The 18,025-nt window shown below is 74.8% G+C and carries 20 protein-coding genes; 5 read left to right on the top strand and 15 right to left on the bottom strand.

Annotation, left to right across the window (positions count from 1 at the left end):
* Positions 1–90: 90 nt before the first annotated feature.
* From ACI79O_RS18050 to ACI79O_RS18025, 6 genes are all read right to left on the bottom strand, one after another.
* Entirely contained in the window at positions 91–1,044 is a 954-nt protein-coding gene (locus tag ACI79O_RS18050; RefSeq protein WP_456914833.1) for a DNA polymerase domain-containing protein, read from the bottom strand.
* A gap of 157 nt (positions 1,045–1,201) precedes the next feature.
* Positions 1,202–1,939 (bottom strand): MBL fold metallo-hydrolase, encoded by a 738-nt coding sequence (locus ACI79O_RS18045; protein ID WP_456914832.1) that lies wholly within the window; start codon positions 1,937–1,939, stop codon positions 1,202–1,204.
* A 54-nt stretch (positions 1,940–1,993) separates the two neighbouring features.
* Positions 1,994–2,644, bottom strand: coding sequence for an HAD-IA family hydrolase (locus ACI79O_RS18040; RefSeq protein WP_456889726.1), 651 nt, complete (start codon positions 2,642–2,644; stop codon positions 1,994–1,996).
* Positions 2,641–3,591 (bottom strand): PLP-dependent cysteine synthase family protein, encoded by a 951-nt coding sequence (locus ACI79O_RS18035; protein WP_456889728.1) that lies wholly within the window; start codon positions 3,589–3,591, stop codon positions 2,641–2,643. The genes ACI79O_RS18040 and ACI79O_RS18035 overlap by 4 nt, the downstream gene beginning before the upstream one ends.
* Positions 3,592–3,635: 44 nt before the next feature.
* Positions 3,636–3,914, bottom strand: a complete 279-nt coding sequence (locus ACI79O_RS18030; RefSeq protein ID WP_456873506.1) for a ubiquitin-like small modifier protein 1 — start codon at positions 3,912–3,914, stop codon at positions 3,636–3,638.
* A gap of 157 nt (positions 3,915–4,071) precedes the next feature.
* Positions 4,072–4,545 (bottom strand): Mov34/MPN/PAD-1 family protein, encoded by a 474-nt coding sequence (locus ACI79O_RS18025; RefSeq protein WP_456873507.1) that lies wholly within the window; start codon positions 4,543–4,545, stop codon positions 4,072–4,074.
* Between the two features lie 94 nt (positions 4,546–4,639).
* Here ACI79O_RS18025 and ACI79O_RS18020 point away from each other — a divergent pair, with 94 nt between their 5' ends.
* Positions 4,640–4,996 carry a hypothetical protein gene (locus ACI79O_RS18020; RefSeq protein WP_456889736.1) on the top strand — a complete coding sequence of 119 codons (357 nt, stop codon included), beginning with the start codon at positions 4,640–4,642 and terminating at the stop codon, positions 4,994–4,996.
* On the opposite strand, the gene ACI79O_RS18015 is transcribed toward ACI79O_RS18020, so the two are convergent.
* Complete coding sequence (locus tag ACI79O_RS18015) at positions 4,935–5,432, bottom strand: DUF2017 family protein (RefSeq protein ID WP_456914831.1); 498 nt, start codon at positions 5,430–5,432, stop codon at positions 4,935–4,937. The genes ACI79O_RS18020 and ACI79O_RS18015 overlap by 62 nt on opposite strands.
* On the bottom strand, positions 5,429–5,725 hold the full coding sequence (gene clpS, locus ACI79O_RS18010; protein ID WP_456914830.1) for an ATP-dependent Clp protease adapter ClpS: 297 nt from the start codon (positions 5,723–5,725) through the stop codon (positions 5,429–5,431). The genes ACI79O_RS18015 and clpS overlap by 4 nt, the downstream gene beginning before the upstream one ends.
* Positions 5,726–5,797: 72 nt before the next feature.
* Here clpS and ACI79O_RS18005 point away from each other — a divergent pair, with 72 nt between their 5' ends.
* Positions 5,798–7,081, top strand: coding sequence for a nicotinate phosphoribosyltransferase (locus tag ACI79O_RS18005; protein WP_456914829.1), 1,284 nt, complete (start codon positions 5,798–5,800; stop codon positions 7,079–7,081).
* A gap of 13 nt (positions 7,082–7,094) precedes the next feature.
* Complete coding sequence (locus ACI79O_RS18000; RefSeq protein ID WP_456889739.1) at positions 7,095–7,667, top strand: isochorismatase family protein; 573 nt, start codon at positions 7,095–7,097, stop codon at positions 7,665–7,667.
* Between the two features lie 69 nt (positions 7,668–7,736).
* On the opposite strand, the gene serB is transcribed toward ACI79O_RS18000, so the two are convergent.
* Positions 7,737–9,017 (bottom strand): phosphoserine phosphatase SerB, encoded by a 1,281-nt coding sequence (gene serB / locus ACI79O_RS17995; protein ID WP_456914828.1) that lies wholly within the window; start codon positions 9,015–9,017, stop codon positions 7,737–7,739.
* Between the two features lie 116 nt (positions 9,018–9,133).
* Positions 9,134–10,891 (bottom strand): aa3-type cytochrome oxidase subunit I, encoded by a 1,758-nt coding sequence (ctaD, locus tag ACI79O_RS17990; RefSeq protein WP_456873514.1) that lies wholly within the window; start codon positions 10,889–10,891, stop codon positions 9,134–9,136.
* A 204-nt stretch (positions 10,892–11,095) separates the two neighbouring features.
* On the opposite strand from ctaD, the gene ACI79O_RS17985 reads away from it, so the two are divergent.
* Positions 11,096–11,374 carry a GlsB/YeaQ/YmgE family stress response membrane protein gene (locus ACI79O_RS17985; RefSeq protein ID WP_456873515.1) on the top strand — a complete coding sequence of 93 codons (279 nt, stop codon included), beginning with the start codon at positions 11,096–11,098 and terminating at the stop codon, positions 11,372–11,374.
* A 103-nt stretch (positions 11,375–11,477) separates the two neighbouring features.
* Here the strand turns inward: ACI79O_RS17985 and ACI79O_RS17980 are convergent, their stop codons facing one another.
* Complete coding sequence (locus tag ACI79O_RS17980; protein WP_456914827.1) at positions 11,478–12,332, bottom strand: putative RNA methyltransferase; 855 nt, start codon at positions 12,330–12,332, stop codon at positions 11,478–11,480.
* A complete protein-coding gene (locus ACI79O_RS17975; protein WP_456914826.1) occupies positions 12,329–12,850 on the bottom strand; it encodes a metallophosphoesterase family protein in 522 nt (173 codons plus the stop codon). The genes ACI79O_RS17980 and ACI79O_RS17975 overlap by 4 nt, the downstream gene beginning before the upstream one ends.
* A gap of 77 nt (positions 12,851–12,927) precedes the next feature.
* Here ACI79O_RS17975 and ACI79O_RS17970 point away from each other — a divergent pair, with 77 nt between their 5' ends.
* Entirely contained in the window at positions 12,928–14,529 is a 1,602-nt protein-coding gene (locus ACI79O_RS17970; protein ID WP_456914825.1) for an MFS transporter, read from the top strand.
* 58 nt (positions 14,530–14,587) lie between these two features.
* Here ACI79O_RS17970 and ACI79O_RS17965 read toward each other — a convergent pair whose 3' ends face one another.
* The 3 genes from ACI79O_RS17965 to ACI79O_RS17955 form a co-directional block, all read right to left on the bottom strand.
* Positions 14,588–15,580 (bottom strand): cytochrome c oxidase assembly protein, encoded by a 993-nt coding sequence (locus ACI79O_RS17965; protein ID WP_456914824.1) that lies wholly within the window; start codon positions 15,578–15,580, stop codon positions 14,588–14,590.
* Positions 15,581–15,673: 93 nt separating this feature from the next.
* Complete coding sequence (locus ACI79O_RS17960; protein WP_456873520.1) at positions 15,674–16,588, bottom strand: cation diffusion facilitator family transporter; 915 nt, start codon at positions 16,586–16,588, stop codon at positions 15,674–15,676.
* Positions 16,589–16,679: 91 nt separating this feature from the next.
* Positions 16,680–17,966, bottom strand: coding sequence for a peptidoglycan DD-metalloendopeptidase family protein (locus ACI79O_RS17955; protein WP_456914823.1), 1,287 nt, complete (start codon positions 17,964–17,966; stop codon positions 16,680–16,682).
* Positions 17,967–18,025: the final 59 nt, after the last annotated feature.

Here is an 18,025-nt window from a genome sequence, read left to right as displayed (position 1 = left end):
GCGGCCGGGCACCGACAGGACGCCGCGGCGGTTCCCCGGCGGTGGACGGCGGGACCGGCTGTGGACGGCGGCGCCCGGATCGTCGGCCCCTCAGTCCTCGGCGGCCCGCTTCGCCCGCGCCCGCCGCTTGCCCTCGTGCATCGCGGCCACCCGCGCGACCGGGATGGTGTGCCCCTCGCTGACCACGTCGGACGGCAGCTCCTGCGGGTCGGGCAGCAGCGCCGTCCACGGGTCGCCGTCGCCCAGCCGCTGCGGCGCCGTCCGCACGGTGACGTCGCCGGGCCGGATCGCGGCGAGCTCCTCCCAGGCGACCGGTGCCGACACCGGCAGGTCCGGGCGGATCCGGGGGCTGTAGGCGGCCACGATCGTCGAGGAGCCCGAGCGGGTGGAGTCGAGGAAGACCCGGCCGTGCCGGTCCTCCTTGATGTAGGCGGTGGTGGCCAGGTCGGGGTCGAGCGCGGCCGCGCGGGCGGCCAGCGCGCGGGTCGCGGCGGCGGCGTCCTCGGGTCCCACGCCGCGCACCGGGACGACGACGTGCACCCCCTTCGACCCGCTGGTCTTGACCGCCCCGGCGAGGCCCGCGTCGGCCAGCGCCCGCCGCACCAGGTCTGCGGCCCGCACCACCACGTCGAACCCGGCCCCCTCCGGCGGGTCGAGGTCGAGCACGATGCCGGTCGGCTCGGTCTCGGCGCCGGCCCGGAAGAAGGGGACGTGGAACTCCACCGCCCGCTGGTTGGCCAGCCACAGCAGCGTGCGGCGGTCGTCGCAGAGCACCTGGTGCACCTCGCGGTGGGCGCCGAACGACCAGACCGGGACGGTGCGCACCCACTCGGGCGCGCCCTTGGCGACGTTGCGCTGCATGAACGGCTCCTGGCCCGGCCGCACGCGCTTGACCGACAGCGGCCGGCCGGCCAGCTGGGGCACGAGCCGGTCGGCGAACGCGTCGAGGTGCTCGACTAGGTCGCCCTTGGTGACCTCGAGCCCGTCGCCCAGCGGCGCGTCGAGGCTGGTCAGCCGGACGCCGTCCCGTTCGTCGTCGACCACCGGCCCACCGTGCCGGTCGACGCGGCGCCGGGCAAGCGCGGGCCGGCAGCGCGGGCATCCCGCCGTCCTCCCTCACCGCAGGGCGTCCTCCCCCGCGGTGGGACGTGAGGGAGGACGCCCGACGATCAGGTCACCTGATCCCGGCGCGCCCCGCCCGTCAGACGTCGTAGGTGGCGCCCGGGCGCACCAGCTCGGCGGCCGGGAACACCGACCGGGCGGCGGCCAACTGTGCGGCCGGGTCCACCCACGCCGGGACGTGCGTGACCAGCAGCCGGCGCACCCGCGCAGCGGCCGCGGCCGCACCGGCCTCCCGGCCGGTCAGGTGCAGGTCCGGCGGCAGCCCGTCCTGCTCGGGATGGGCGGCCTCGGCCAGCAGCACGTCCGCGCCGTACGCCAGGTCGACGACGGCCTGCGACGGCCCGGTGTCGCCGGTGTAGACCAGCGAGGAGTGGTGGGCGGTGAGCCGGATGGCATGGCACTCGACCGGGTGTGCGGTGCGCGCGGTCTGCACCCGGAAGGGCCCGAGCACGGCCGAGACCGGGGTGACGGCGAAGTCGAAGACGTCGGTCAGCGGGGCGCCGCCGGCGTCGTAGATCCTCGCCAGCCGCTCGGACGCACCCTCGGGGGCGATCAGCGGCACCCGCCGGCCAGAGGCGCGGCCCGAGTAGCGGTGCCAGACCACGAACGGGGCCACGTCGAGGCAGTGATCGGCGTGCAGGTGGGAGAGGAAGACCGCGTCGACGGTGTCGGGATCGGCCAGCGCCTGCAGCGGCCCGAACGCGCCGCTGCCGAGGTCGAGCAGCAGCCGGAAGCCGTCGTGCTCGACGAGGTAACAGGAGGCCGCCGACGCGGGACCGGGTCCGCTGCCCGAGCAGCCGACCACCGTGAGCCTCACTCCACACTCTCCCGCCCGACGGTCCCCGGCGTGCTCGCCATGGCGGGGGCCAGGCTAGCCGCCGGGCTCGAGCAGGCGGTCCGCGGGCACCGACAGGACGCCGTCGGCCCAGGACAGCCCGGTGAGGTCGGCGACGACGGCGTCGGCGCCGGCGCCGAGCGCCCGCGCGCCGATGCCCAGGACCCGCGCGCCCGCGGCCCGGCCCGCGGCGATGCCGGCCGGGCTGTCCTCGACCACGACGGTCTCCTCCGGCGGCACGCCCAGCAGGCGGGCGCCGAGCAGGTAGCCCTCGGGATCGGGCTTGCCGGTGCGCACGTCGTGTCCGGTGACCAGGACCCCGGGCAGCGGCAGCCCGGCTGCGGCCAGCCGGGCGGCGGCCAGGGCGGGCGTACCGGAGGTGACCACGCCCCACACGCCGGCCGGCAGCGACGCCAGCAGGTCGGCCGCGCCCGCGACGGCGGGTACTTCCCCGGCGTCCTCGAGCTCGTAGCGGTCGATGAGCGCCGACGCGACGGCCCGCCGCTCCTCGGGCAGCAGCGCGGCGACGGTGTCGGCGGCGCGACGGCCGTGGACGACGGCCAGCACCTCCCCCGGCACCAGGTCGTGCTCGAGCGCCCACCGCGACCACGAGGTGGTGACCGCGGCGTCGGAGTCGACGAGCACGCCGTCGTTGTCGAACAGCAGCCCGCGGGCGGGCAGCGTCATGCCCAGAGCTGGCCCTCCAGCGCCGCGGTGGCCTCCTCCAGCGTGCCCGCGTAGGCGCCGGTGGACAGGTACTTCCAGCCGCCGTCGCAGACGATGAACACGATGTCGGCCCGGCGCCCGGCGGCGACCTCGCGGTCGGCGACGCCCAGGGCGGCGTGCAGGATCGCCCCGGTCGAGATGCCGGCGAAGATGCCCTCGCGCTCGACCAGCTGGCGGGTGCGGTGCAGGGCGTCCTCGGGTCCCACGGAGAACCGCGAGTCGAGCAGCTCGGGGTCGTAGAGCTCGGGGATGAACCCCTCGTCGATGTTGCGCAGCCCGTAGACGAGCTCGCCGTAGCGCGGCTCGGCGGCGATCACCTGGACGCCGGGCTTGTGCTCGCGGAAGTAGCGCGAGCAGCCCATGAGCGTGCCGGTGGTGCCCAGGCCCGCGACGAAGTGGGTGATCGAGGGCAGGTCGGCGAGGATCTCCGGCGCGGTGCCGGTGTAGTGCGCCTCGGCGTTGGCCGGGTTGCCGTACTGGTAGAGCATCACCCAGTCGTCGTGCTCGGCGGCCAGCTCCTTGGCCATCGCCACGGCCTGGTTGGAGCCGCCCGCGGCCGGCGAGCTGATGATCTGCGCCCCGTACATCTGCAGCAGCTGCCGGCGCTCGATCGAGGTGTTCTCCGGCATGACGCACACCAGCCGGTAGCCGCGCTGCCGGGCCACCATCGCCAGCGAGATGCCGGTGTTGCCGCTGGTGGGCTCGAGGATGGTGTCGCCCGGCGCGAGCTTCCCCTCCTTCTCCGCCGCCTCGATCATCGAGATCGCGGCGCGGTCCTTGATCGACCCGGTCGGGTTGTGGTCCTCGAGCTTGGCCCACAGGCGCACGTCGGGGGTCGGCGACAGGTGCGGCAGCCCCACGAGCGGGGTGCCGCCGAGCGAGTCGACGAGGGAGGCGAAGCGGGCCATGCCAGAGCTCTTCCGGGAGATCGGGAGGGACGGGGGGTGCGGCGTCAGCAGCCGCCGGCGACCGCCGGGAGGATGGTGACCTGGTCGCCGTCCTTGACCTGGGTGTCGAGGGCGCCGGTGAACCGCACGTCCTCGTCGTTGACGTAGACGTTGACGAAGCGGTGCAGCTTGCCCTCCTCGGTCACCAGGCGGCCCTTGAGGCCGGGGTGCTTGGCGTCGAGGTCGTCGACGAGGGCGGCCAGGGTGTCCCCGCTGCCCTCGACGGTCTTGTTGCCGCCGGTGTGGGTGCGCAGGATGGTCGGGATCCGGACCTCGATGGCCATGGCGTGCGGTTCTCCTCGGGAGGACGGGGACGTGCGGGGACGCTCGGTGAGCGTGTCTGTGGCGGGCAACGCCCGCTGGTGACGGGCCATTCCGCGGGCGGCCCCGTCCAGGGCACCGCCCCGAGCTCGCGAGGGGTGGGCAGGACGGGGTCCTGTCTCAGTCGTAGACGACGGTGGTCGGCGAGTGGCCGAACAGGTAGGACTCGACGACCTCGACGTCCTCCTCGCTCACCTCGCCGTCGACGATGCGGAAGCTGCGGAACTCCACGTCGTCGCCCTCGAGCCCGGTCCGGCCGCCGTGGTGCCGGGTGGAGACGAGCACGTAGTGCGCGTTCGGCTCGGAGGCGTAGCTGACGTCGGTGCGCGACGGGTGGGCCTCGGTGGCGGTGTGCGAGTGGTAGATGACCACCGGCTCCTCGCCCCGGTCGTCCATCTCCCGGTACAGGCGCAGCAGGTCGGCCGAGTCGAACTCGTAGAAGGTGGGCGACCGCGCGGCGTTGAGCATCGGGATGAACCGCTCGGGGCGGTCGCTGCCCTCGGGTCCGGCGACGACGCCACAGGCCTCGTCCGGGTGGTCCTCCCGGGCGTGGGCCACGATGGCGTCGTAGGTCGCGCGGTCGATGCGCAGCACGGATCCAGTCTAGGCGGCGCCGCGGAGGGCCCCGGCGACGGTCGCCCGACCGGGGCCGACACCCCCCGTTCGCCGACCGATAACGTGCCGACCCGTGCTGCTCGAGCTGCTCATCGTCGCCGGTCTGCTGCTCGTCGCACTGCCGGCGCTGTGGCTGGGCGTCCGCGGGCTGACGCTGCGCACCGGGCACTACAGCAGCGACGCCTCCGCCGACCGCGCCTCGCTCGTGCTGCTGGTCACCCTCCGCCTGCTGGTGCTGCTGCTGGTGTTCGCCCTCACCGCGGTCACGCTCGTGTCCGCCGTCGGGGCGATCGTCCGCGACCTGGAGCTGCCCGGCCTGGTGCCGGTGTTCTTCCTGCTCGACCTGCTGCTGGCCGTGCTGGTGCTGCTCACCTTCGGGCGTCGCGGACGGCGGCGACCGCGTCGACCAGCGACCCCTGCAGCCCGGTGAGCCAGTAGTAGACGGCCAGCTGCTGGCCCTCGTCGCCGGTCGGGTCCTCCGGCGGCTCGGTCTCCTCGGTGACGCCGATCCGCTCCCCCAGCGCCAGCCGCAGGTCGTTGGTGGTCCGCAGCCACGCACCGGCCTGCTCGGGGTCCAGGCGCACCTCCCCGCCGCCGTCGGGCAGGGTCGCGCGGACGGCGGCCAGGTCGTCGGTCTTTCCGCTGCGCAGCGCCGCCTCGGTGAGCTCCCGGTAGTCGGCGGCCAGCCCGGGGTCGCTGCGGTGCCCGGCGGGCAGCAGCCGGGCCATCACCGGGTCGCCCTCGACGTCGTCGGGGTCGGCGGCGAGCAGCTGCTCGAGCTGGTCGAGCAGCAGCCCGAGGACGCCGGACTCGGCCGCTTCCAGCCGGGCGACGACGTCGCCGCCCTTCCTCCGGAACGGCCTCATGCGTCCTGCTGGTAGGTGGCCCGCAGCCCGTAGGCGTGCAGCCGGCTGGTGTCGTGCTCCATGCGCTCCCGCGGCCCGGAGCTGACCACCGCCCTGCCGTCGTTGTGCACCTGCAGCATGAGGGTGGTCGCCGTCGGCTCGTCGTAGCCGAACAGCTCCCGCAGCACGTGGGTGACGTAGGTCATGAGGTTGACGGGGTCGTTCCAGACGATGGTCACCCACGGACGGTCGAGGTCCTCGACCTCGTCGACCGTCGGCTCGGTCGTCCGGCTCGGGGCGAGAGGTCCGGCCACGCGACCACCATAGGACGGCCGGCCCCCGTCATCCCGGGTGAGGTCGCGGCGGCCGACCTAGGCTCCCGTCCCATGCCGACGGGTCCCGCGCTGTTCACCGACCGGTACGAGCTGACGATGGTGGCCGCCGCGCTGGCCGACGGCACCGCCTCCCGCGACTGCGTCTTCGAGGTCTTCGCCCGCCGGCTGCCGCACGGCCGGCGTTACGGCGTCGTCGCCGGCACCGGCCGGCTGCTCGAGCTGCTCCCCCGGTTCCGGTTCGGCGACGCCGAGCTCGCGACCCTGCGGGAGCAGGGGCTCACCGACACCCGGCTGCTGGACTGGCTGGCCGACTTCCGCTTCTCCGGTGACGTCGACGGCTACGCCGAGGGCGAGCTGTTCTTCCCCGGGTCGCCGGTGCTCACCGTGCGCGCGCCCTTCGCCGAGGGCGTGCTGCTCGAGACGCTGGTGCTCTCGGTGCTCAACCACGACAGCGCGATCGCCTCGGCGGCCGCGCGCATGGTGGCCGCCGCCTGCGAGCGGCCGTGCATCGAGATGGGCTCGCGGCGCACGCACGAGCAGGCCGCCGTGGCGGCGGCCCGGGCCGCCCACCTGGTCGGCTTCGTCTCCACGTCGAACCTGGAGGCCGGCCGGCGCTACGGCGTGCCGACGACGGGCACCAGCGCGCACGCCTTCACCCTGCTGCACGACGACGAGGCCGCCGCCTTCCGCGCGCAGGTCGACACCCTCGGTGTCGGCACCACGCTGCTGGTGGACACCTACGACGTCGTGCAGGGCATCCGCACCGCCGTCGAGGTGGCCGGGCCCGGGCTCGGCGCCATCCGGCTGGACTCCGGCGACCTGCCCACGCTGGCCACCGCCGCCCGGCAGCAGCTCGACGAGCTGGGCGCCGAGCGGACGCGGATCCTCGTGACCAGCGACCTCGACGAGTTCGCGATCTCCGGGCTCATGGCCGCACCGGTCGACGGCTACGGCGTGGGCACCGCGCTGGTCACCGGCTCGGGGGCGCCGACGGCGGGGATGGTGTACAAGCTGGTCGAGCGCGACGGCGTGCCGGTGGCCAAGCGCTCGGAGGGCAAGAACTCCACCGGCGGGCGCAAGTCCGCCGTCCGCCGGCACGACGCCGACGGCACGGCCGTGGCCGAGGTGGTCAGCAGCGGGCCGATCGAGCCGCGCGAGGGCGACCGGCAGCTGGTGGTCCCGCTGGTGCGCGCCGGTGCGGTGGTGGCGCCGTCGTCGCCGGCCGACGCGCTGTCGGCGGCCGCCGCACATCACCGGCGGGTGCGCGAGGCGCTGCCGGCCGAGGCGTGGGCGCTCTCCCGCGGGGAACCGGCGCTGGAGACGGTGAGCTCGTGATCGGGGGTCCGCGGTGAGGCGCGCGCTGCTGGTGGTGGACGTGCAGAACGACTTCTGCGAGGGAGGCAGCCTGGCCGTGTCGGGCTGCTCCGTGGTGGCCGCTGCGATCACGGAGCACGTCCGGTCCGGCGGTTACGCGCACGTGGTCGCCACCCGCGACCACCACGTCGACCCCGGCGGCCACTTCTCCGACGAGCCGGACTACCTCGACACCTGGCCGGCGCACTGCGTGGTCGGCACCGGGGGCGTGGAGCTGCACCCGGCGCTGGACCGGTCGCTGCTCGAGGCGGTCTTCGACAAGGGCGAGTACGCGGCGGCCTACTCCGGCTTCGAGGGCCGGGCCGACGGCGTCGCGCTGGCCGACTGGCTGCGCGAGCGCGGGGTGGACGCCGTGGACATCGCCGGCCTGACCACCGACCACTGCGTGCGGGCGACCGCGCTCGACGCCGTCGCGGAGGGCTTCGCCGCCAGGGTGCTGCTGCACCTGACCGCCGGCGTCGCCGAGGCCTCCACCACCGCCGCGCTCGAGCAGCTCCGCACCGCCGGCGTCGAGCTGGAGGGCGAGGTCCACCGCCCCGCGAGGTGAGCCGCTCCGCGAGGTGAGCCGTCCCGCGAGGTGAGCCGGGGACGCGGTGTCGGCCGGTAGGCCGACAGGTCACAGGGCGTCGAGGACCTCGTCCCGGGTGAAGCCGAGGACCTGCAGGACGGCGTCGAGGTAGGGCTGGTTCAGCGCGGCGTGCGCCTGCTCGCGCACCACCGGCTTGGCGTTGAAGGCGATGCCCAGGCCCGCGGCGTTGAGCATGTCCAGGTCGTTGGCGCCGTCGCCGACGGCGACCGTCTGCTCCAGCGGGATGCCGTGCTCGGCGGCGAAGCGGGCCAGCGCGCGGGCCTTGCCGGGGCGGTCGACGATCTCGCCGACCAGCCCCCCGGTCAGCCGGCCGTCGGCCACCTCGAGGGTGTTGGCCGCGGCGAAGTCGAGACCCAGGGACTCGGCCAGCGGGTCGGTGACCTGCGTGAACCCGCCGCTGACGATCCCGCAGCGGAACCCCAGCCGCTGCAGCGTGCGGATCAGCGTGCGCGCCCCCGGGGTGAGCTCGAGGTGCTCGCGGACCTCGTCGAGCACCTCCACGGGCAGCCCCGCCAGCGTGGCCACCCGCGCGCGCAGGGACTCGGCGAAGTCCAGCTCGCCGTTCATCGCGGCGGCGGTGATGCGGGCGACCTCGGCGGCCCGGCCGGCGCGGGCGGCCAGCTCGTCGATGACCTCGCCGCGGACCAGCGTCGAGTCGACGTCGAGGACGATCAGCCGCTTGCTGCGCCGGGCCAGCCCGACCTGCTCGACGGCGATGTCGGCGCCCGTGGTGCTGGCGACGACGGCGAGCGCGGTGCGCAGTGCGGTCGCCTCGGCGCCCGAGACGGTCAGCTCCAGGCTCGTGACGGGGTAGTCGGAGAGCCGCCGGATCGCGTCGATGTTGCCCCCCACGCCGGCGATGGCGGTGGCCGCTCCGGCGACCGCGCCCGGCGGCACCGGGCGCCCCAGCAGGATGACGTGGTGCGGCCGGCCCGGGCGGCCGTGGTCGGGACGCCGGTCGGAGGCCGACTCGACCGCCACCCGCACCCCGGTGGCCGCGGCGACGTCGGCGCCCAGCCGGGACAGGCCGGCCAGGAAGGCCGGCTCGTCGAGCGGGCCGGCGGCACGGCCCTCGACCGGCGCGGCGCCGACGACGACGCCGAGCACCAGGTGGCCGTGCACGACGACCTGCTCGACGTCGACCACCTCCACCGGCGGGACGCCCGCGCTCCCGTCGGCCAGCGCGCCGAAGAGCCTGGCGGTCACCCCCGGCCGGTCGGCGCCGGTGACCGTGAGCAGCGCGCGGGGCCCCTCTCCGACGGGCTGCGGCGAGACACGGGGCGCGGGGTCGAGCGACACGGCGGCCATCGTGCCGCACCGCCCCGGCCGGTCCGGCGACCGGTGCGGAGCCCGACCCCGGACACGCGATGCCCCGCCGGCCCGAGGCCGGCGGGGCATCGCCGAGAGGTGCTGTCGCGCTGGACTCAGAAGGGGTCGGGGTCGTTCGGGCCCTGCCGGGGTCCGGTCCCGCCGGCCAGCTCGCTGACGCCGCCGTAGGGCTCGTGCCGCTTGCCGACGTGGGCCTCGCGCTGCAGCCGCTCGATGAGATGCGGGTAGTGCGCCTCGAACGCCGGGCGCTCCGACCGGATCTTCGGGATCTCGGTGAAGTTGTGCCGCGGCGGCGGCGAGGACGTGGCCCACTCGAGCGAGTTGCCGTGGCCCCACGGGTCGTCGCGCAGCGCCAGCCGACCGTACTTCCACGACTTCACCACGTTGTAGAAGAACGGGATGGTGCTCGCGCCGAGGATGAACGATCCGATGGTCGAGATCACGTGCAGCGTGGTGAACCCGTCGGTGGGCAGGTAGTCGACGTACCGCCGCGGCATGCCCTCGGTGCCCAGCCAGTGCTGCACCAGGAACGTGGCGTGGAAGCCGATGAAGGTCAGCCAGAAGTGCAGCTTGCCCAGCCGCTCGTCCATCATCCGGCCGGCCATCTTCGGGAACCAGAAGTAGATGCCGGCGTAGGCGGCGAACACCACGGTGCCGAAGACGACGTAGTGGAAGTGGGCGACGACGAAGTAGCTGTCGTTGACGTGCCAGTCCAGCGGCGGGCTGGCCAGCAGCACACCGGTGAGCCCACCGAGCAGGAAGGTGACGAGGAAGCCGATCGAGAACAGCATCGGCGTCTCGAACGTCAGCTGGCCGCGCCACATGGTGCCGATCCAGTTGAAGAACTTGATGCCGGTGGGCACGGCGATCAGGTAGGTCAGGAAGGCGAAGAACGGCAGCAGCACCGCGCCGGTGGCGTACATGTGGTGCGCCCACACCGTCAGCGACAGGCCACCGATGAGCAGCGTCGCGCCGACCATGCCCTTGTAGCCGAACAGCGGCTTGCGCGAGAACACCGGGATGACCTCGGTGATGATGCCGAAGAACGGCAGCGCGATGATGTAGACCTCGGGGTGGCCGAAGAACCAGAACAGGTGCTGCCACAGCATCGGGCCGCCGTTCTCGTCGGAGAAGACGAGGGCGCCGAGGTTGCGGTCGGCCAGCATGCCCAGCAGGGCGGCGGTGAGGATCGGGAAGGCCAGCAGCACCAGCAGGCTGGTGACCAGCGTGTTCCAGGTGAAGATCGGCATCCGGAACAGGGTCATGCCCGGCGCCCGCAGGCAGACGATCGTGGCGGTGAAGTTGACCGCGCCGAGGATGGTCCCCAGACCGCTGACCGCCAGGCCGGTGAACCACATGTTCACGCCGGCGCCGGGGGTGTGCACCACGTCGGAGAGCGGGGCGTAGGCGTACCAGCCGAAGTCGGCGGCTCCGCCGGGGGTGAGGAAGCCCGAGACCGCGATCAGGCTGCCGAAGAAGAACAGCCAGAAGGAGAAGGCGTTCAGCCGCGGGAAGGCGACGTCGGGCGCACCGATCTGCAGCGGCATGATCAGGTTCGAGAACGCGAAGAACAGCGGCGTCGCGAACATCAGCAGCATGACCGTGCCGTGCATGGTCACCAGCTGGTTGTACTGCTCCGGCGAGAGGAACTGCAGGCCGGGCTGCCCCAGTTCGCCACGGATCAGCATGGCCATGAAGCCACCCACGACGAACCAGGCGAACGAGGTGGCCATGTACATCAGGCCGATGGTCTTGTGGTCCGTGGTCCGCAGCAGGTTCGAGAGCCGCGCACCCCGCTGGACCTCGCGAGCCGGGCTCGGCCGGCTCACGATCGGTGCAGGCGCGATCGTCACGGCCGCAGCTTAGACCGTGCACGCCGGGTGCGTCGGGGCCCACCGGTGGGCGCGCCGGTGCCCGGGGACCCGGGCCAGGGCACGCCCGGATCACATCATGATCACTCCGGGTTTCCGCCCTGCTCAGAGGGGGAACAGGACCGTCTGGCCCTGGAGATCCCAGGAACCCCGGCCGCCTCGGCCAGCCCTCGTGGGAGGTCCACCGTGGAGATCCTCTGGAACATCATCGTGCTGATCGTCGTCGGCGCCATCGCCGGCTTCATCGCACGTGCCGTCGTCCCCGGCAAGCAGTCGATGAGCGTCGGCATGACGATCGTCCTCGGCATCATCGGCTCGTTCGTCGGCAACCTGCTCGGGAGCCTGATCAGCGGCCGCGGCTTCGAGCTCGGCACCGCCGGGATCATCGGCTCGATCGTCGGCGCGATCATCGTGCTGCTGGTCTACGTGTTCGCCACCCGGGGACGCACCCGCTCGCGCATCTGACCGGGCGAGGGGCTCCCGACCCCTGGGGGCTCCACGCCCGGTGGTGCGGTGTGCGGAGGGGCCCGGCCGTGTCGGCCGGGCCCCTCCGTCGTGCGCGGGGGGGTCAGACCGTCCAGGTGGTGACGTCGACGGCCAGGGTGACCCGCACGCGCGGCGGCAGACCGGCGACCGCCTCGGCCAGCTGCCCGGGTGACAGGTGCCGGGCGTGCGGTCCCATGCCCACCACCGCGGCCACGGCCCGGTGGTCGAGCTCGAGCTCCTCGCGGTGCGCTCCCGCCCCGGCCGGCGCCAGGTGCGGCTCCAGCGACCCCGCCAGCCGCGTGGCCTTGTCGGGGTCGACCCGCAGCAGCCCGAGCGGCCCCACCAGCTCGGCGAGGTGGTCCGGGGCCGGGGTCGCCACCACCAGCCGGCCGCCGGGCCGCAGCACCCGGGCGGTCTCGGGACCGTTCCGCGGGGCGAAGGCCACCAGCACCCGGTCGACGGCGCCGTCGCGCACGGGCAGTCGCGCCCAGGTGTCGGCGACGACGGCGAGCGCGCGCGGTGAGGCGCCGGCCGCGCGGCGCGCCGCGTAGCGCGAGGAGTCGAGCACCACCCCGACGGCGTCCGGCAGCCGCTCGAGCACCCCGGCCAGGTGGTGGCCGGTGCCGCCGCCGAGGTCGAGCACGGAGCCGACCGGCCCCTCGCCCGCGGCGACCGCGTCGGCCAGCACGCGGGTCAGCCCGGCGTAGGTGCCGGCTGCCAGCACCTCGGCCCGGTCGGCCACCATCTGCGCGCTGTCGCCCGAGGGCGGCGTGTGTCCCGGTGGCAGCAGCGTCACGTGCCCCTGCCGCGCCCGGTCGAAGGCGTGCCCGGCCGGGCAGCGCAGGCCGGTGTCGCCGGGCAGCGCCGACAGCGGCGCCCCGCACACCGGGCAGGCCAGCAGCGCGACCGCCCGCGGTGGCCAGGGCCGCCGGGTCACCGGGGGACGGGGTGGAGGGTCACCCGCGTGAGGACCCCGCCGTCGGCGACGGCGGTGAGGAACGTGCCGTGCGGCTGCCGGCGGCGGTCGGTGGGCGAGCCGGGGTTGAGCAGCCGCAGGCCGGCCGGGGTGCCGGCGGCCGGGGCCACGGTGTCCCACGGGATGTGGCTGTGGCCGAAGAACAGCACGTCGGTGTCCGGGAACCGGGCGGCGCAGCGGCGCTCGCGGCCCCTCGCGTCACCGGTCTCGTGGACGACGGCGACGCGCAGCCCCTCCACCTCGGCGCGGGCGACCTCGGGCAGGCGCTCGCGGAGGGGCCCGTGGTCGTTGTTGCCGTGGACGGCGAGCAGCCGCCGCGCCCGCGCCTCGAACCGGTCGAGCAGGGCGACGTCGACCCAGTCGCCGGCGTGCACGACGAGGTCCGCGGAGTCGATGGCGGCCCACAGGGAATGAGGTAGGTCACGTGCACGCTTGGGCCAGTGCGTGTCGGCCGTCACCACCAGCGAGAGGGGCACCATCCCATCGTCGCAGGGCGTTACGTTGCGTCCCGGCCGACGACCTCGGCCGCCTCCCGCTCGAGTCCCCGAGGACCCCCATGACCCACCCGTCCACTCCCCCGCGCCCGGACGCCGCGGCGGCGGAGCCCTACGAGAAGCGCTGGCTGGCCCTCGGCGTCATCGCGATGACCGTGCTGCTGGTCATCCTCGACGCGACGATCGTCAACATCGCGCTGCCCGCCGTCTCCGCGCCGGAGTCCGAGGGCGGGCTGGACATCAGCGCCGCCACCCAGCAGTGGATCGTCACCGCCTACACCCTGACCTTCGGTGGCTTCCTCCTCCTCGGCGGCCGCATCGCCGACTTCTGGGGCCGCAAGCGCACCTACCTCGTCGGCGCGGGCGGTTTCGCCCTCGCTTCGGCGCTGGGCGGCATCGCGCAGAACGAGGCGATGCTCTTCGGTGCCCGGGCGCTGCAGGGCGTCTTCGGGGCTCTGCTCGCGCCCGCGTCGCTCGCACTGATCACCGTGCTGTTCACCGACGCCCGGGAGCGGGCCAAGGCCTTCGCCGTCTACGGCGCCATCGCCGCCGGTGGGTCGGCGGTCGGCCTGCTGCTCGGCGGGGTGCTCACCGAGTACGCCGACTGGCGCTGGTGCTTCTGGGTGAACCTGCCGGTAGCCCTGCTGGCCGTCGTCCTGGCCGTCCCGATCGTCCCGGAGAGCAAGGCCCCCGGGGACACGAGGTACGACATCCCCGGTGCCGTGCTGGTGACCCTCGGCCTGGCGTCGATCGTGTACGGGTTCACCCGGGTCGCGGAGGCCTCGCAGACCAACGCCGCGGAGGCGGCGGCCGCCAACGCGGCGGCGGCGGCACAGGGCGGCACGACGTTCGTCGCGCCCGAGAGCGGCTGGACCGACGGCCTGGCCTGGGTGTTCATCGTCGGCGGACTGGTGCTGGTCGTCCTCTTCGTGCTGCTGGAGCTGCGCACCCGCAACCCGCTACTGCCGATGCCCATCGTCCTCGACCGCAACCGCGGCGGGGCCTACCTCACCTCGACGCTGGTGGGCGCCGGGCTGATCGGCGCCTTCTTCTTCCTGAGCCTGTACTTCCAGCAGGTGCTCGGCTACGAGCCGGTCATCGCCGGTCTGGCCTCACTCCCGACGACACTGGGCATCCTGGTCTCCGCAGGCGCGGCCAGCGCGCTGACCCCACGGACCGGGCCCAAGCCGCTGATGGTGGTCGGCGGGCTGCTGGCCGCGGCCGGGCTGTTCACGCTGTCGTTCGTCGGGCTCGACACGAGCTTCTGGACGCTGCCCTTCCCCGGGCAGCTGCTGCTGGGGCTGGGCCTGGGCTTCACGTTCGTACCGCTGTCGAACCTGGCTCTCGTGGGCGCCGGGGAGCACGACGCCGGCGCCGCCAGCGCGGTGCTCAACGCCACCCAGCAGGTGGGCGCCTCGATCGGCACCGCGGTCCTCGCCTCGCTGTCGGTCGGCGCGATCAGCGCCTACACCGCCGACGCGCTGACCTCCGGGGCCGACCCGCAGGACCCGGCCGTCGGCCTGCAGGGACAGGTCGAGGGCTACACGACGGCGTTCACCTGGGCGGCCGCCCTGCTGGTCGCCGGCTCGGTCGTGGCCGCGCTGCTGATCAAGGCGACCAAGGACGACATCCCGGCCGGCGACGCCGTCGTCCACGTCGGCTGAACCGCGGCACGGCGGACACCGCCCGCGTCCCCACCCCGGGGACGCGGGCGGTGTCGCGTCAGGAGCCGGGCCGGGTGGCCATCGCCCGGAGCCGGGCGTTGTAGGCCTCCAGCTCGGCGTCGTCGGTGCGCGCGGCGGCCCGGTCGATGCGGCGGCCGCGGCGCTCCTCCGAGCCCATCCAGCTGTAGAGGACGACGACGAGGACGAAGACCGTCGGCAGCTCGCCGAAGGACCAGGCGATGCTGCCGGCGGTGTTCTGGTCGGCGAGCGGGTCGACGCCCCAGCCGGCGGGCGGGTCGGCGAAGGACTGCACCACCAGGGACGACGACATCATGACCGCGACGCCGAAGAAGGCGTGCAGCGGCATCGGGATGAGCAGCTCGAGCATCCGGCCGGCGTGGCCGACCTGCCGGGGCCACGGGTCCTGCGCCAGGATCGGCCCGAAGAACAGCAGCCCGGTCACGGTGAAGTGGGCGAGCATGAACTGGTGCCCGAGCGGGTCGCCCATGAGGGCGTCGAACACGGGCGTGAAGTAGACGCCGTAGAGGCTGACCAGGAACAGCGGCAGCGTGAACAGCGGGTGTGATACGAAGCGAGCGACCCTGCTGTGCAGGGCGTCGAGCAGCAGCGCCCGCGGCACCCCGGCCAGTCCCCTCCCCCGCGGCAGCGACCGCAGCGCGAGGGTGACCGGGCGGCCGAGCAGCAGGAGCAGCGGCGCGACCATCGACAGCACCATGTGCTGGGCCATGTGCACGCTGAACAGCACCATGCCGTAGCCGTTCAGCCACGTCCCGGTGACGGCGAACAGCGACAGGCAGCCGGCCACCCACGTCGCGGTCCGCCACCACGGCCAGGCCACGCCCGAGCGCCGCAGCCGGACCACGCCGACCAGGTAGACCACGAGCCCGAGCAGGGCGAGCACCGGCAGCACCGACCAGGCGTCGAGGTGCGGCAGGAACAGCCGTCCCCACGTGGGTGGCTCGCTGGGCACCCACATGCCCGAGTGGTGCCCGTGCTCCACCTGTACCTCCGGTCCTCCGCGGTCGTCCACCCCACTGTCCCACCAGGTGACGGGATGGAACGGCCCCGCTGCAGGGCCCCGCCGCGAGCGTGCGAGTGGCGGGCCCTGCAGCGGGGCCCTTCGTCAATCGTGGACGGGGGCCTCGTGGCCGGCGTGTGCCTCGGCCTCGATCTGGAAGGTGCAGTGCGGGACGTCGAAGTGGTCGCCGAGGCAGGCGCACAGCGCATCGAGGACCCGCCCGCCGTGCCCGTCGGCGAGCACCTCGTCGGTGACCACGACGTGCGCCGAGAGCACCGGCAGGCCCGAGGTGATCGTCCAGGCGTGCAGGTCGTGGACGCCGATGACGCCCTCGACCCCGAGCAGGTGGGCGCGGACCCGGTCGAGGTCGACGTCGCGCGGCGCGGCCTCGAGCAGCACGTCGAGGGACTCCCGCAGCAGCGCCCAGGCCCGCGGCAGCACCAGGCAGCCGACCAGCAGCGCGGCGACGGTGTCGGCCGGCGTCCACCCGGTCAGGGCGACGACGCCGCCGGCGACCAGGACCGCCACCGAGCCGAGCGCGTCGCCGAGCACCTCGAGGTGGGCGCCGCGGACCGCGAGCGACCCGCGGCGCCGGTGCAGCAGCGCCAGCCCCACGAGGTTGGCCAGCAGGCCGGCGGCGGCGACGGCGAGCACCACCGCGGAGTCGATCTCGGGCGGGTCACCGATGCGGCGGACGGCCTCGACCACGACGACGACGGCGACCCCGGTGAGCAGCAGCCCGTTGGCGACGGAGGCCAGGATCTCCACCCGCTGCCAGCCGAACGTGCGCCGGCCGCGGGCCGGGCGCTGGGCCAGGGTGACCGCGCCGAGGGCCAGACCGATCCCGAGCGCGTCGGTGACCATGTGGCCGGCGTCGGCGAGCAGCGCCAGCGACCCGGACACCAGCGCGCCGACGACCTCGGCCCCGGCCACCGCGAGGGTGAGCGCGAGGACCAGCGCGAGCCGACCACGGGACGCGCCTGCAGCGGTGCCGTGGCCGTGCGCGTGCCCGGCTCCCATCGGCGCCACCTCCCCTCCCCCGGCAGTGTCCCCGCACGAGCACGCCCCCTGCCCGGACCTGCCGGGAGGGGGCGTGTCGAGGCGTCCTCGCTCAGATGGCGACGCCGCGCTCCCGCAGCCACGGGAGCGGGTCGATCTTCTGCCCGTCGATGCCGCCGACGTGCACCTCGAAGTGCAGGTGCGGCCCGGTGGACTGGCCGCGGTTGCCCAGCAGCGCGATGGTGTCGCCGGCGCGGACCACCTGGCCGGGCTGCACGAGGATCTCCTCCATGTGCCCGTAGACGGTGACGTCGCCGTTGTCGTGCTGGATGTAGACCACGTTGCCGTAGCCGCTGGCCGGGCCGGCCTCGAGGACGACGCCGTCGGCCGCCGCGTACTCCGGCGTGAGCATGGGGGCGGCCAGGTCGATGCCGGCGTGCAGCTTGCCCCAGCGCGCGCCGAAGCTGCTGGTGAGCCGACCGCCCTCCACCGGCAGGACCGCCTCGGGCCGGGCTGCCTCCGCCGCCGCGGCGGCGGCCGCCTCCGCGGCGACCCGCTCCGCCTCGGCCTGCGCCTGGGCGGCTGCGGCCTCCTCGGTCTCGCGCGCGGTGCGGCTGGCGGCCAGCTCGCCGAGCAGGGCGGCATCGGAGCGCAGCTCAGCGGCCCCGGCGGCCGCGGCGGACTCCTCGCGGTCCAGGCCGAGCTCCTGGGCGACGCTCACCGAGGAGCTCACCGACTCGGTGCCGACGGCCTGGGCCGCCCGGTCACCGGTGGCGGAGGTGCCGAGACCGACCGCGCCGACGAGCGCGGCGGCCAGGTAGAAGGCCGGGCGGCGGCGCGGCGGCCGGAGCCGGCGGAGGGTGCGGCGCCGGGTGTGGCCGCCGGCCACGGCGGGCCGGCCGTCCTCGGGCTCGGCGGCCTCGTACTCGGCGGTCTCGCACCCGGCCGTCTCGGGCCCGGACTCCTCGCGGGGGACGACGACGGCGGCCAGGGCCTGCGCGTCGGCGGCCTCGACGAGCTCCGCGGTGTCGGCGACGGCGGTCACCGGCTCGGCCGCGAGGACCTCCTCGACGACGTCGGCGGGCGCCGGGACGCGGTCGTCGACGACCGTGTTGCCGGTGACGACGACCGTGCGGACCTCGAGGCCGGTGGCAGTGGAGCCGGCCGCGGCGCCGGAGCGCGGGCGCGATGTGGGCCGGGGGCGGGCGGAACGGGTGGCGGTGGTCTTCCCGGCCGGCGACGTCTCCCCCTGACGCCGTTCCGGGGCCGTCCGCTGGGCCTTCCCGGCCGGGGCGCGTCGCCGGGAGGGCGATGCCGCTGCGGCCTGTCGGGAGGGCCTGCCCGCGGGGTCGCGCGGGGTCCCTCCGTCGGAGAGGCGGTCGGGGTGGCGCTCGGACATACACCTGGCTCTCGTCGGGGACGGGGTCGTCGTGCGGTGCCCGGGAGAGCGGGCGGGGC

Source organism: Geodermatophilus sp. SYSU D00696, assembly GCF_054050235.1.
The sequence above is the reverse complement of the archived record's forward strand: the minus strand, read 5'-3'. Positions and strand labels throughout refer to the sequence as shown.

Bases quoted from the DNA above. Each gene is read 5' to 3' on its own strand.
- ACI79O_RS18030 (WP_456873506.1), bottom strand. From the start codon at position 3,914: ATGGCCATCGAGGTCCGGATCCCGACCATCCTGCGCACCCACACCGGC.
- ACI79O_RS18040 (WP_456889726.1), bottom strand. From the start codon at position 2,644: ATGACGCTGCCCGCCCGCGGGCTGCTGTTCGACAACGACGGCGTGCTC.
- ACI79O_RS18035 (WP_456889728.1), bottom strand. From the start codon at position 3,591: ATGGCCCGCTTCGCCTCCCTCGTCGACTCGCTCGGCGGCACCCCGCTC.
- ACI79O_RS17975 (WP_456914826.1), bottom strand. From the start codon at position 12,850: ATGGTGCCCCTCTCGCTGGTGGTGACGGCCGACACGCACTGGCCCAAG.
- serB (WP_456914828.1), bottom strand. From the start codon at position 9,017: ATGGCCGCCGTGTCGCTCGACCCCGCGCCCCGTGTCTCGCCGCAGCCC.
- ACI79O_RS18005 (WP_456914829.1), top strand. From the start codon at position 5,798: ATGCCGACGGGTCCCGCGCTGTTCACCGACCGGTACGAGCTGACGATG.
- ACI79O_RS17955 (WP_456914823.1), bottom strand. From the start codon at position 17,966: ATGTCCGAGCGCCACCCCGACCGCCTCTCCGACGGAGGGACCCCGCGC.
- ACI79O_RS17960 (WP_456873520.1), bottom strand. From the start codon at position 16,588: ATGGGAGCCGGGCACGCGCACGGCCACGGCACCGCTGCAGGCGCGTCC.
- ACI79O_RS18015 (WP_456914831.1), bottom strand. From the start codon at position 5,432: ATGAGGCCGTTCCGGAGGAAGGGCGGCGACGTCGTCGCCCGGCTGGAA.
- ACI79O_RS17970 (WP_456914825.1), top strand. From the start codon at position 12,928: ATGACCCACCCGTCCACTCCCCCGCGCCCGGACGCCGCGGCGGCGGAG.